Source organism: Methylobacterium crusticola (genome assembly GCF_003574465.1).
Lineage (GTDB): Bacteria > Pseudomonadota > Alphaproteobacteria > Rhizobiales > Beijerinckiaceae > Methylobacterium > Methylobacterium crusticola.
Genome location: NZ_QOWC01000215.1, coordinates 1 through 13198, shown reverse-complemented (window position 1 = coordinate 13198; position 13198 = coordinate 1). Strand labels below are relative to the sequence as shown.

The 13198-nt window shown below is 73.3% G+C and carries 12 protein-coding genes; 2 read left to right on the top strand and 10 right to left on the bottom strand.

Annotation, left to right across the window (positions count from 1 at the left end; genetic code table 11):
• Nucleotides 1-309: transposase (locus DT057_RS37030; protein ID WP_244937411.1), on the top strand; the 309-nt coding region annotated here is incomplete at its 5' end.
• A gap of 390 nt (nucleotides 310-699) precedes the next feature.
• On the opposite strand, the gene DT057_RS30735 is transcribed toward DT057_RS37030, so the two are convergent.
• From DT057_RS30735 to DT057_RS30690, 10 genes are read right to left on the bottom strand one after another with little or no spacing between them, the layout of a single operon-like run.
• A complete protein-coding gene (locus tag DT057_RS30735; protein ID WP_128565854.1) occupies nucleotides 700-1824 on the bottom strand; it encodes an LLM class flavin-dependent oxidoreductase in 1125 nt (374 codons plus the stop codon).
• Nucleotides 1825-1842: 18 nt separating this feature from the next.
• A complete protein-coding gene (locus DT057_RS30730; RefSeq protein WP_128565853.1) occupies nucleotides 1843-2718 on the bottom strand; it encodes an ABC transporter substrate-binding protein in 876 nt (291 codons plus the stop codon).
• 31 nt (nucleotides 2719-2749) lie between these two features.
• Nucleotides 2750-3976: a xanthine dehydrogenase family Fe-S subunit gene (locus DT057_RS30725; RefSeq protein WP_128565852.1), complete on the bottom strand. Its 1227-nt coding sequence runs from the start codon at nucleotides 3974-3976 to the stop codon at nucleotides 2750-2752.
• Nucleotides 3973-4788 (bottom strand): FAD binding domain-containing protein, encoded by an 816-nt coding sequence (locus DT057_RS30720; RefSeq protein ID WP_128565851.1) that lies wholly within the window; start codon nucleotides 4786-4788, stop codon nucleotides 3973-3975. The genes DT057_RS30725 and DT057_RS30720 overlap by 4 nt, the downstream gene beginning before the upstream one ends.
• A complete protein-coding gene (locus DT057_RS30715; RefSeq protein ID WP_128565850.1) occupies nucleotides 4785-7115 on the bottom strand; it encodes a xanthine dehydrogenase family protein molybdopterin-binding subunit in 2331 nt (776 codons plus the stop codon). The genes DT057_RS30720 and DT057_RS30715 overlap by 4 nt, the downstream gene beginning before the upstream one ends.
• Nucleotides 7112-7834 (bottom strand): ABC transporter ATP-binding protein, encoded by a 723-nt coding sequence (locus DT057_RS30710; RefSeq protein ID WP_128565849.1) that lies wholly within the window; start codon nucleotides 7832-7834, stop codon nucleotides 7112-7114. Before DT057_RS30710 ends, DT057_RS30715 begins: the two co-directional genes overlap by 4 nt.
• The gene (locus DT057_RS30705; RefSeq protein ID WP_128565848.1) at nucleotides 7827-8591 is read right to left on the bottom strand and encodes an ABC transporter ATP-binding protein; all 765 of its coding nucleotides are present in this window, start codon (nucleotides 8589-8591) and stop codon (nucleotides 7827-7829) included. Before DT057_RS30705 ends, DT057_RS30710 begins: the two co-directional genes overlap by 8 nt.
• A complete protein-coding gene (locus DT057_RS30700; protein ID WP_128565847.1) occupies nucleotides 8588-9430 on the bottom strand; it encodes a branched-chain amino acid ABC transporter permease in 843 nt (280 codons plus the stop codon). The genes DT057_RS30705 and DT057_RS30700 overlap by 4 nt, the downstream gene beginning before the upstream one ends.
• Nucleotides 9427-10308 carry a branched-chain amino acid ABC transporter permease gene (locus tag DT057_RS30695; protein ID WP_128565846.1) on the bottom strand — a complete coding sequence of 294 codons (882 nt, stop codon included), beginning with the start codon at nucleotides 10306-10308 and terminating at the stop codon, nucleotides 9427-9429. Before DT057_RS30695 ends, DT057_RS30700 begins: the two co-directional genes overlap by 4 nt.
• A 5-nt stretch (nucleotides 10309-10313) precedes the next feature.
• Nucleotides 10314-11471, bottom strand: a complete 1158-nt coding sequence (locus DT057_RS30690; protein ID WP_128565845.1) for an ABC transporter substrate-binding protein — start codon at nucleotides 11469-11471, stop codon at nucleotides 10314-10316.
• Nucleotides 11472-12066: 595 nt separating this feature from the next.
• Between DT057_RS30690 and DT057_RS30685 the strand changes: the two genes are divergently transcribed.
• Nucleotides 12067-13198: FAD-binding protein (locus tag DT057_RS30685; protein ID WP_128565844.1), on the top strand; the 1132-nt coding region annotated here is incomplete at its 3' end.

Below are 13198 nucleotides of genomic sequence, written 5' to 3'. Positions count from 1 at the left end.
GGCGCCATCTTGCGCCGCGATGTCACGGACAGCCTCGTCCCAACCCTCACACCGGGCGACATCCTCCTCCTGGACGATCTCGGCAGCCACAAGCGCAGAGCCGCCCGCACCGCGATCCGTGCGGCCGGCGCCCATCGCCTGTTCCTGCCCCCCTACAGCCCCGATCTGAACCCGATCGAGCATCTCACCCGGCAGGGCGAGCCCGGAACCGTCGAAGCCACCTGGCGGCGCGTCGGACACGTCCTCGATCTCGCCGCGCCCGACGCATGCGCAAACTCTCCCGGAAACTCAGGGTACGCTGCCGTGTGAAATACGTCCGGAGAACGTCCTGCTCCGCGGTCCGCAAGGTCAGCTCGCGATGTCGCGGCTTGGCCCCCATTCTGGATCCCCGCAGGTCACCGAGCCGAGGCGAATAGGGCGGTCATCGGCGATCCGGCCGCGGACGATTCTGGCTGCCCTCGGGGACGCGCGCTCCGCCGCGCAGTCGGCTTACCCCTGCCGTCGCGCCCGAGGTCACGCCCCCCACCGCAGTGGCTCGACCGCCCGGTGCCGATCGGGGTGGGCGGTGCCCGGGCGCAGCGGCCCCCGGCGATCGGCCGAGTGAGGAACGGCGCGCCCCGGTGCGGACGGGCCGTTCCTGCTCTCGCAGGGCGATCCCGCCGGGGACGCGCGAGGGCGCGTGGACGTGGGAGCCCCTCGTCAGGCGGGCCGCCGCCACGCCGCGTCGCGGTCCTTGGTGAAGGCGGAGGTGACGCCCGCCTCGACCCGGCGCGCGACCGGCAAGTGCGGAAGGATCAGCTCGGCGAAGCGGTACGCCTCTTCCAGGAGCGGCATCCCGGAGACGATCAGCACGTCGTTGCCCGCCTCGCGATAGTCGTGGATGCGGCGCAGCACCTGCGCGGCGCTCCCGACCAGGGCCGTGCCGGGACCGTGGCGGACGAGGCCGATCCCCGACCAGAGGTTGGGGGCGATCTCGAGCTCGCGCAGGTCCCGCGGCTTGCGGCCGCCGTGAAGGGCCGACATGCGCTGCTGCCCGACCGAGTCAATCCCGGCCACGTAGGCCTGCGCCCCCGCCACGGCGGCCTCGTCCATGTGGTCGTAGAGGTCCTGCGCGGCGGCCCAGGCGGCCTCCTCGGTCTCCCGCACGACGACGTAGAGCCTGATGCCGAACCGGATGCGGTCCTCGCGCCCGTGGGACCGGGCCAGGCCCCGGACCTCGCGGATCTTGGCCTCGGACTGCTCCGGCGTCTCGCCCCAGGACAGGTACGTGTCGATGTGCTTGGCCGCGACCGCGTGCGCGGCCGGCGACGAGCCGCCGAACCAGAGCGGGACGCGCTCCTGCGTCGGTGGAACCGGCAGCCCCGCATTCTCCACGTGGATGTGCCGGCCCTTGAAGGTCACGGTCTCGCCCCGCAGCAGCCCGCGCAGCACCGTCAGGAACTCGTCCGTGTAGGCGTAGCGCTCGTCGTGGCTGAGATGGACGCCGTACTGCGCCATCAGCTTGGCGTCGCCGTTGACGATGTTGACCCGGAGCCGGCCCTTGGAGAACTGGTCGAAGGTCGTGATCATCTTGCCGAGCAGGGTCGGCGAGATCATCGGCGGGTGGGCGGCGATCAGGTGCTGGAACTGCTCCGTGTAGGGAATCAGGGCCGCGCCCTGGATCCAGGCGTCGTGGGAGCCCGTAGCGAGCAGCGCTCCGGTGAAGCCGAGATGATCGACCGCCCGGGCCAGCTGCTGGAAATAGGCGTAGTTGAGGGGGCGCGCGCCGTCCGCGCGCCACGGATAGCGACCGTCCGGGCCGGTCAGGTACCACAGCACATCCATCGCAAGCCTCCTTGTGCGTCAGCCGCGGGCGGCCGCGAGGGGACGCGGATCGACCGTGTCCGCGACGTCGATCGTGGCGGGGATCAGGCCGAACGCCGCGAAGAGGTCGGCATGGGCCTGCTGCTCGGCGAGGAAGTCCGGCCCGGGCACGTCGATGCCCCAGGGCCGGGACGCGAGGACTGGCAGCCACTGCGCTGCCGCGTGACCGTTGAGCCCGTCGAGCAGTTCCGCCGTCCCGCCCGGGTCCGCGGCGGTGGCCCGCTCGGAGGCGACCAGCGCGTCGAGCAGGGCCCGGACGGCCTCCGGATGGTCGCGCAGGATCCGGGTCGGGGCCCAGAACGCGGTCCGGTTCGAGAAGGCAGGGCCGGGTGCCGCCAGAGCCCGCACCTGCCGTCGGGCCGCGATCTCGGAATACAACGGGTCGGTCGCCACGATCGCGTCGAGCAGGCCTGCCAGGAACGCGTCCCTGGCGGTCGCCGGAACGATCTCGGCCGCGCGCACGTCGCGCCAGTGCAGCCCGGCCGCGGCGAGTTCCGCCGCCAGGAACTGCGTGTGCCACGAGACCGGCATCAGCCCGATGCCGCGTCCCGCAAGGTCGTGCAGCGAGTGGAAAGGCGAGTCCTCCGCGACCAGGAGCCCGCCCCGCTCCGGGCGCGGAGGGCCGATCGCGAAGACTGCGGCAGGCAGCCCGGCCGCCTTCGCGAGGATCGGTGGCGTCGCCCCTGTCCCGGCGAGGTGCAGCACGCCGCTGCGGACGAGCGGGATCGTCTGCGAGCCGGCCCCGTAGACGAAGACGGTCAGACCACGGTCGCGCAGGGCCGCGACGGCGTCGGGCCGCCGCGACAGGATCGACAGCGAGAGATTCTGCGGGTGGGCGCCGATGACCAGGGGCATGGTGCAACTCCGGATGAGGATCGCCCGGGGCTCATCGCCGGCGGCGACGCGGGACGAGCCGGGCGAGCGCCCGTCGGATGGCCGAGGCGGGCCGGGAGGGCGGGGCCGTGCCGTCCCGGCCCGCGAGCTCCGCGTTCAGCCGGCGGGCGAAGTCCGCGACGAGGGCGCGCGCGAGGCTCCGGACGATACCGGCGCGCGAGAACTGCGCGAGGGGTCCCGTGAGCCGGTACGCGACGTCGAGGTCGACCCGCGTCCCGTCGGGTCCATCCGGCGTGAGCCGGTAGGCGATCTCGGCCCGGGTCCGCGACGCCGAGCGCCCGTCCTGGCCGGCGCCGCTGACCACGCCGGTGCGCAGCCCCTCGTCGCGTTCGACCGTGGCCGCGCCGCGAAACGTCGCCCTGATCGGTCCCAGACCGACCTCGACCTCGCCCGTCACCCGGTCGGCCCCGTGGCCGGTCAGCGTTGCGCCCGGAAAGCAGCGCGCGAGCAGGGGAAAATCCGCGAGCGCCGCCCAGGTCGCATCGGGCTGGCGGGCGACGATGAAGTGCGCCTCGACCCGGCTCCACCCCGTCGCGTCCGAGGTCGCCATGTCCCGAGGCGCCATGTCCCGGGTCGCCATGTCCCGGGTCGCCATGTCCCGGGGCGCCATGTCCCGGGGCGCCATGTCCCGGGGCACCGCGCCCCCGGCGGGAGCCGGCGGGGCCGGGTCCGCGGCCTCGCGGGGCACGAAGGACCGCCGCACACGGATCGTCGCCGGGGCGGTCGGCGGGCTCGGCGGCAAGGCGAGACCGGTCTCTTGCCGCTCGGTCACGACCCGGACGATCGCCCGGACGATGCCGACGTATCCGGTGCACCGGCAGAGATTGCCGGCCATCTCGCGCCGGATCCAGGCCTCGTCCGGTCCCGGCGCGCGCAGCACGGCGTCGCGTGCGGCGATCAGCATGCCCGGCGTGCAGAAGCCGCATTGCAGCGCGTGCTCCTCGGAGAAGGCGCGGCGCAGACTCGCCATCACGGCGTCGTCGTCGAAGGCCTCGATGGTGCGGATGCGGGCGCCCGCGAGGGCGGCCGGGAAGGCGATGCAGGCGCGCGCCGGCGCGCCGTCGATCTCGACCGTGCAGGCTCCGCACACACCGTGCTCGCAGCCGAGATGCAGGCCGGTGAGCCGCAGGTCCTCCCGCAGCCAATCGCCCAGGTGACGCCGCGGGGGAGCGTCGGCCGCGACGGTGCGGCCGTTCACGTCGAGCGCCGCGTCGCTCATGCGGACCTCCCCAGCCGGTCGGCCGCGCGCCGGATTGCGGCCGCGTGCATGCGCAGTGCGATCGGGTCGAGATCCGGCACCAGGCGGCCGAGTTCCCGCTCGACGGTATCGCCGGGCAGCGCCAGACCTTCGGCGAGCCGCCGGGCGATCCCCGGCAGCGGCCGCGGCGGCCCGTCGAGGGCGCCGCAGAAGACACGGGCGGCGCGGCGATCCGGATCGAGCAGGATCGCCGCACTCGCCTGGGCGAAGTCGCCCTGCTTGCGGCAGAACTTGAAGGCGGACCAGGCGGCGTCCGGCGTCGTCTTGGGAACCTCGACCGCCGTGACGATCTCGTCGGCGGCGAGATCGACCGTGAAGGCGGCTTGCATGAAGGTCTCGGCGGGGCAGCGGCGCCGGCCCGAGGGGCCCTCGATCTCGACGACGGCGTCGAGCGTCGCCAGGGCGAGGGGCCAGTCCGCCGCGGGATCGGCGTGGACCAGGCTGCCGCCGATCGTGCCGCGGGTGCGGATCGACCGATAGGCGATGTCCGAGGCCACGGCCGCGAGCATCTCCGCCCCCGCGAGGCGCTCGTCCTCGAGCCGGGCGTGGGTCACCGCGGCGCCGATGCGCCAGGCGTGCCCGAGATCCGCGATCGACCGCAGCGGATCGAGATGGGTCAGCCCGACGAGCAGGGCGGGGCGTGCGAGCCGCAGGTTCAGCATCGGGCCGAGCGACTGGCCGCCGCCGAGGGCCTTGGCCCCCTCCCGGGCCAGGAGGGCGATCGCCTGCGGCAGGTCGCCGGGACGCTCGTACTGGAACGCGGCGGCCTTCATCGGTCGAGACGCGCCTCCGCCAGGGCCGCAAGCAGGCGCCGCGGCGTCAAGGGCGTCTCGCCCACGACGGCGCCGAGCGGGTGGATCGCGTCGTTGACGGCGTTGAAGATCGCGGCGGGCGGCGCGATCGCGCCTCCCTCGCCGACGCCGCGGGCGCCGTAGGTCGTGTGCGGGGAGGGGGTCTCCATGTGCAGGATGCGGATGGCCGGCACGTCGGCGGCCCCCGGCAGCAGGTAATCCGCGAAGGTGGAGGCGAGGGGCTGCCCGTCGGCGGAATAGGCGCTCTCCTCGAACAGGGCCGAGCCGAGGCCCTGCACGGTGCCGCCGTAGGTCTGGCCGTCCACCACCATCGGGTTGATGCGCCGGCCGCAATCCTCGACCACGACGTAGTCCAGGATCTCGACCGCGCCGAGATCCGGATCCACCGCCACCACGGCGGCGTGGGTCGCGTAGCTGAACGTGCCGGTGTCGGTGGCGGGCCGGTAGCCGCCCACCGCCTCGAGCCCGCGCGGGTCGACGTCGGGCGGCAGGCGGGTGGGATCGCGGTACCAGGCGAAGGCGACCTCGCGGATGGAGGCCTCGGCGAGCGGAGCGACGATCCGGCCCCGGTCGAGGCGGGTCTCGGCCACGGCGGCCTGCATCAGGTGGGCACCGATCGCGACGAGGCGCGGCTTGAGCGCGCGGCAGGCCTCCGCCACGGCGCCGCCCGCCCACACGATGGCGCGAGACGCGTAGGTGCCGGTCGAGAACGGCGTCTCGCCGGTGTCGCCGTGGATGACGCGGATGCGCTCCAGCGGCAGGCCGAGCTCCTCGTGGGCGATCTGCGCCAGCGTCGTCTCGAGGCCCTGGCCGTGCGACTGCAATCCGACCCGGAGCTCGAGCGCCCCGTCGGGGGTGATGCGGGCGACGGCCTGCTCGTAGCCGGGAACGATCGGCAGGCCCCAGGCGCCGAACACCTTCGCGCCATGCGCCGTCTGCTCGGTGTAGGTCGCGAATCCGACGCCGATCCGCCGGCCGTCGGCTTCGCCGGCCGCCTGGCGAGCCCGGATGGCGTCGAACCCGACGGCCTCGCGGGCCCGCTCCAGGCTGCCCGGATAGTCGCCGCCGTCGTAGCGCTTGCCGGCGACGTTCTCGAACGGCATCGCGGCGGGCGGCACGAGGTTGTCGCGTCGGACGTCCACCGGGTCGCGCCCGACCGCCCGGGCCACGGCGTCGACGAGGAGTTCGATCGCGAAGCAGACGCCGGTGCGGGCGACGCCGCGATAGGGCAGGAAGGCGGGCTTGTTGGTGGCCACGCACTCGGTGCGGCAGCGATAGCCCCGGATCGCGTAGGGGCCCGGCAGGTTGCCGGTCGCCTGCCCCGGCTCGATGCCGGCGGTGAACGGCCAGTTCGAGTAGGCGCCCCCGTCCACGGTGACGTGAGCGTCGAGGGCCAGGATCCGGCCCTCCTCGTCGGCATGGGCGGTCAGGTCGTAGGCGTGCTGGCGGGTGTTGGCGCCGGCCGTGAGGTGCTCGCGCCGGTCCTCCACGTAGCGGAACGGGCGCCGACGGGTGAGGGCGAGCCAGGCGACGCAGAGCTCTTCGGGCTGCAGGATCAGCTTGTAGCCGAAGCCGCCCCCGACGTCCGGGGCGATGACCCGGATCGCGTGCTCGTCGAGGCCGAGCGTCTCCGCAAGGCCGCTGCGGATCATGTGCGGCACCTGCGTCGCCGTGTGCACGACGAGCTGCCCGGCGCGCTCGTCCCAGGTCGCGAGCACCGCCTTGCCCTCGAGCGGGACGATGGCCTGGCGCGAGAGCCGGACCTGCCGTCGCACCACGACCGGAGCCGCGGCCGCATGCCGCTCGAAGTCCTTCTCGTAACGGAGTGAGACGAAGCGGTTGTCGGGCCAGCCGTCGTGGAGGCGCGGTGCGTCGGCGGCGAGGGCCTGCGCCGCCGTGACCAGCGCCGGCCATTCCTCGATCTCCAGGGCGATGCGCTCGACGAGATCCTCCGCCTCCGCCCGGTCCGGCGCCACCGCCATCGCGACGGGCTCGCCGACGAAGCGGACGCGGCCGGGGGCGAGGGCGTGCCACTCCGAGTCGCGGTAGCCGGGCAGCGTCGAGCGCGCCACGATGGGCTTGAGCCCGCCGAGGTCGGCCTGCGCGAACACGCGGTCGCGGGCGTCGTCCGGGGCCGCCAGGTGCCGGATCAGGCCGTGCGCCACCGGGCTGCGCAGGAAGGCGACCTCCTGCTGTCCGGGAAGGTGCAGGTCGGCCACGAACTGGCCGCGGCCGCGCAGGTGGCGGTCGTCCTCGCGGCGGAGAACGCGGGCGCCGACCCCGCTCATGCCGCCGCGTCCTTGCGGCTCGCGCCCAGATACGCCGCCACGACGGCGGGCGAGGCCGCGAGTTCGGCGGCCGGCCCCTCGAGGACGACCCGGCCCGCCTCGAGGACGTAGCCGCGCGAGGCGAGGGCGAGGGCCTTGCGGGCGTTCTGCTCGACGAGCAGGATGGCCAGGTTCCGGCTCTTCAACTCGGCGACGAGCGCGAAGATCTCGGCGACGACGAGGGGCGCGAGACCCATCGAGGGCTCGTCCAGCAGCAGCACGCGCGGGCCGGCCATCAGCGCGCGGCCGATCGCCAGCATCTGCTGCTCGCCGCCCGACATCAGCCCGGCGGGCTGGCGGCGGCGCTCCTTGAGGCGGGGGAAGCGCGCGTAGATCGCCTCGAGCGTCTCGGCTCCCTTCCGGTCCCGCCGGCCGTAGGCGCCGACGAGGAGGTTCTCCTCGACGCTCAGCGGCGCGATCACCTGCCGGCCCTCCGGCACGAGCGACAGCCCGGCCCGGACGATCCTCTCGGCCGGCAGGCCGCCGATCGGCGCCCCGTCGAGAAGGATGCGCCCGGCGACCGGACGCAGCAGGCCCGCGACGGTGTTCAGCAGCGTCGTCTTGCCGGCGCCGTTGGTGCCGACGACCGCGACGATCTCGCCGGCCGCGATCCGCAGGGTGACTCCGGCGAGGACCGGCGGACCGCCGTAGCCGGAGGAGAGGGCGTCGATCTCAAGCATCCTCGGCTCCGAGATAGGCCTCGATCACGCGCGGGTCCCGGCGCAAGACGGCCGGTAGGCCCGCGGCGATCGGCCGGCCCTGGTTCAGCACCCGCAACTCGTCGCAGACCTCCATGACGAGATCCATGTCGTGCTCGACCAGCACGACCGTGATCCCGTCGGCCCGCAACCCCCGGATGAGGCCGCGCAGGGCCCCGCGCTCCGTGAGGGTCATGCCGGCCGCCGGCTCGTCGAGGAGCAGGAGGCGTGGCCCGGCCGCGAGGGCGCGGGCGATCTCGACCCGCCGCCGGTCGCCGTAGGAGAGGTCGCCGGCCAGCACCGCGCCGTGCCGGTCGAGGCCGGCACGGGCCAGGAGGTCCTCGGCCCGGCTCAGGCGCGCCGCCTCGATGCGGCGCAGGCGCGGCAGGCGCAGCAAGATGTCGGCGGGCCCCGCCTGCGGCCGGCGCAGCGCCAGCGCCACGTTCTGGGCCGCCGTGAGCTGCGGGATGAGCCGGATGTGCTGGAAGGTCCGGGCGATCCCGCGCCGGGCGAGGACATGCGCCGGCAGGCCGTGGACGGGCGCGCCGTCGAGCAGCACCGCACCGCTGGTCGGGGCGTCGACGCCGCTCACCACGTTCATCAAGGTGGTCTTGCCCGAGCCGTTCGGTCCGATGAGGCCGATGACGGCGCCGGCCGGTACGTCGAAGGTGACGTCGGACAGGGCCGCGACGCCGCCGAACTGCCGGGACACGCCCCTCAGGGCGAGGAGCGGGGTCATGCGGCCATCCTCCGGGCGAGCGCGCGCGGGATCGACGTGAGGCCCGCCGGCAGGAACAGGACGGCGAGCAGGATCACTCCGCCGACGAGGATCTCCCGCAGCTGCGCGGAGAAGCGCAGGGCCTCGGGCAGGACGGTGAGGGCCGTGGCGCCGATCACCGCGCCGAACAGGTTGCCGACCCCGCCCAGCACCGGCGCCACCACCGCGTCGACCGAGCGCAGGAAGCCGAAATCGCCCGGGGCCACGAACATGTTGAGATGGGCCGCGAGCCCGCCGCCGAGGCCCGCCACGGCGCCCGAGGCGGTGAAGATGGCGAGCTTCAGCCGCGCCACGTCGTGGCCGGACGCGGTGACGGCGAGCTCGTCCTCGGCGACCGCCCGCATCCGGTCGCCGATCGCCGAGTGACGGACCGCCCAGACGATGTAGAGGACGAGGCCCAGGAGGCCGGCGAGGTGCCAGGTCTCGGTGTATTTCGGGATGCCGAAGACGCCGAGCGCCCCGCCGGTGACGCCGTCCCAGTTCAGGGCGACGATGCGCACCACCTCGGTGAAGGCCAGGGTCGCCATGGCGAAATAGTCGCCGCGCAGGCGCAGCACCAGCGCGCCGAGGCCGGCTGAGGCCAGGGCCGCCGCAAGCGTCGCGGCGGCCAGAGCCGGGGCGAAGGGCCAGCCCTGGCTCATGGTCAGCCAGATCGACAGGTAGGCGCCGATGGCCATCAACCCGCCGGTCGCCAGCGACAGGAGGTTGACGCTGAGCAGCAGCAGGCAGCCGAGCGCCAGCACGCTGTTGAGCAGGCAGAGGTCGATGACGTTCTCGTAGGCGTAGTAGAAGTCGGTCATGCGCGCTTCGCCTCCCGGGTCGCGAACAGGCCGGTCGGCCGCACGAGGAGGATCGCCAGGACGAGCCCGAAGCCGATCGCGTCGCGGTAGCCGGACCCGACCGCGACCACGCTCGACACCTCGACGAGCCCGAGGAGCAGGCCGCCCGCCAGCGCCCCGAGGACGTTGCCGAGGCCGCCGAGGATCAGCACCGTGAGCCCCTTGAGCAGGATCGCATCGCCCATGAACGGCGAGACCGACTGGAACACCAGCGACCACAGGACCCCGGCCCCGCCGGCGAGCGCCCCGGCGACGAAGAAGGTCGCCAGGCGCACCCGGTCGACCGGCGCGCCGACGAGCCGGGCCACCGTCTCGCTGAATGCCACCGTGCGGATCGCCCGGCCGAGATTGGTCAGGCGCAGCAGCGCGCCGAGGGCCAGGACCATCGTGAGGGCGGCGGCGAGCGCCACGAGCTGAAGCAGCTGGACGCGCGCGCCCAGGATGTCGAGCGAGGCCATCGTCATCGCGCTGTCGGGGTAGCGCACGACCTGGGTGCCGAACGCCTCCTGGGCGAGCCCGATCAGGATGCGGGCGAGGGCGAGGCTCGCGACCATCCCCATCCAGCGATGGGCGCCGCGCCGCTGCAGCGGCCGGAACACGATCCACTCGCTCAGTACCCCGAGGAGCCCGGCCGCCACGAAGGCGACCGCGACTGCGGCGGGGAGCGGCAGGGCCAGCGTCCCGACCACCTCGAGGCCGAGATAGGCCCCCCACATGAACACGGCGCCCTGGGACAGGTTGAGGACGTTCAGGACGCCGAAGACCAGCGTGAAGCCGACCGCGAAGACCGCGTAGACGCTCCCGAGCGAGAGCCCGTTCACGAGCTGCTGGAGGATCATCGGGGTCACGCGCCGGGAGCGGTGACGAAGACCCGGGCCTGGCCGTCGCCGACCAGCACCTTCGGGGTCACCGTGGCATCGCGCTCGGCCGACCAGCCGAAGCGCCCCAGGACGCCCTCGAAATCGGTGATCCCGGCGAGCTTGTCGCGGATCGCCCGCCCGCTGTCGGCGCCCCCGGCGCGCCGGATCGCCTCCGCGAGCAGGTAGGCCGCATCGTAGCCCTGCGCCGCGTAGATGTCCGGCGTGCTGCCGTAGCGCTTCCGGTAGGCCTCGACGAAGGCCCGGCTGCGCGGGCTGTCGTAGCCGGCGAACCACGCCGCCCCCACGATGATGCCGTTCGCGGCGGGCCCGGCGAGCTCGAACAGCTTCGCCGAGATGTTCGCGTTGCAACCGACGAACACGACCTTGTCGTCGAAGCCGAGCTGCCTCGCCTGGCGCAGGATCGAGGCCGCCTCCTCGGCGAGCGTTCCGAGGATGAGGGCGTCGGGCTTCCGCGCCTTGATCTTGGTGAGCTGGGCGGAGAAGTCGACGTCGCCGCGCTGGTAGCTCTCGATGCCGGTCTGCTCCAGCCCGAGATCGGCCACCGCCTTCTTCTGCACGTCGTGGGCGCCGCGCGTCAGCGCGTCGTCGAGGCCGTAGATCAGCGCGACCCGCTTCACGCCGTGCTTCTGGACCGCGTAGCGCAGGACCGTCGGGAAGACCTGGTCCTCGGGGACGCTGGTGCGGAAGACGAAGTCGCCGATCCGCGTCAGGTTGGGCGCGGTATTGGAGCTCGCGATCACCGGGATCCCGGCCGCTTGCGCGATCGGGTCGGCCGCGAAGGCCGAGTTCGACAGGGTGGGTCCGAGGATCGCCACGACCTTGTCCTGCCGGATGAGGCGCTGGAAGATGTTGACGGTCTGGCTGCGGTCCGCCCCGTCGTCGGCGTGCAGCGCCTGGAGCCGGATGCCGTTCAGCGTGTTCGCGGCGTTGATCTCGTCGAAGGCAAGCTCGATGGCCTGCTTCTGCTCCGTCCCGTACAGCGCCGCCGATCCGCCGGTCGTCGACTGCACCAGGCCGATCCGGGCCACGCGTCCGGCCTGCGCGCGGGCCGGTCCGGCCGCCAGGATCGCGGCGGCGCCGAGCGCGAGGGCCGTGCGGCGCGTGGGCATGGCATCGGTCATGGGGGAGCTCCGGTCGGGGCGGCGAGCCGCGAGGCCGCACTGCTGTTCGGGGTTGGGTCGACCTGCGACGCCGCGCGGCGGTCCAGGATCGGGGCGGGATCGAGTGCGGGGTCGCGCCGCTTTCTCGCGCGAGCGGCGCCGCGGATTCTCAGTCTGCAACGAATTGCAGCGCCTCGGCCGCGAGGCGTTCGTTATAAAGATCACAACGGCCCTTGGTTTGTCGGTAATTTGCGGGCCGAGGTCAATGAAAAAAAATATTCTAATCCACCGCGCGGATCATGAATTTAAACCTACATTTTGGCCTCTGGAGAGATGATTTCGTCAACAGGTCGCGCATGAAAGATCGACAGCCAGCCCCGTTGAATGACGCTCCGTGAGTGCACGAGGCTTGACTCCGTCCTGTAAAACGGAAAGTTGAGCGCGCCGATCACGGTCGATGCGCGCGGTCGAGGGCTTCTGGCCCAGCCCCTGCAAGACCCGCCCCTGCAAGACCCGCCCTTGCAAGGCCAGCCCTTGCAAGGCCAGCCCTGCAGGAGCAGACCCGGCCGCGTCGGCGCGACCGCATTCGTGACGGCGGCTGGACGAAGGAGCCCGCATGTCCCTGGACACCGTGACCCTTGCGACCGATGTGCTGGTGGTCGGCACCGGGGCGGCCGGCCTGTCGGCGGCCCTCGCTGCCGCGTCGGTCGGAGCGGGCGTCATCCTGGCGGACCGGAGCCTGATCGGGCGCAGCGGCGCCACCATCATGGCGCAGATGACCGTGGCGGCCGCGCTCGGCGAAGAGGAGCCCGACCACTGGGAGCACCACCTCGCCGACACGCTGGCGGCGGGGCGCGGCCTGTGCGACGCCGACCTCGCGCGCCTCGTCTGCGAGCAGGGCCCCGGCGAGATCCGCCGCCTGGACGGGTGGCGGGTCGGCTGGGCCCGCCGGCCCGACGGCGCCATCCGGCAGGCGCAGGCGCCGGGGCACGACCGCCCGCGCTGCGTCTACGTGGACTTCCTGTCGACCGGCCCGGCCGTTGCCAAGACGCTGCGCGCGCAGGTGATCCGCCAAGCCGGCGTGACGCGCATCGGCGATTTGTGCATCGCCGACCTCGTCCGTCACGACGGAGCGGTGGTCGGGGCGGCCGGCTTCTCGCTCGCCGACGGGCGGCCCGTCGTGATCGAGGCTGGCGCAATCGTGCTCGCGACCGGCGGCCTGACCCGGCTGTACCGGCGCAACTCGGCCTCCGCCAACATGGGCGGCGACGGCCACGCCCTCGCGCTGCGGGCCGGCGCCGAGCTGATGGACATGGAGTTCGTCCAGTTCTTCCCGATCGGGCACCTGGCGCCGCGGCTCGTCGGCATGGACCCGATCATGTGGGACCCGTTCCGCTACAAGCTCGGCGGCCGGCTGCTGAACGCGGAAGGCCGCGAGTTCATGAGCGATTACGGCCACGAGGAGCAGGGGCGCTACAACGCGCCGCGCGACCGGGCGACCTACGCGATCCTGAGCGAGGTCAAGGCGGGCCGCGGCTCTCCGTCCGGCGGCGCTTTCCTGTCATTCCAGCATGTCGGCGCCGACGCGCTCCGGGCCGCCTTCGGCCCGGTCGTCGACCGCCTCGCCGACAATGGGATCGACCTCACCACCACGCCGGTCGAAGTCGCGCCGATCGCGCATTACCACATGGGCGGGATCCGGGTGGATGCCGCGCTCGAGACGCGCGTGCCGAACCTGTTCGCGGCCG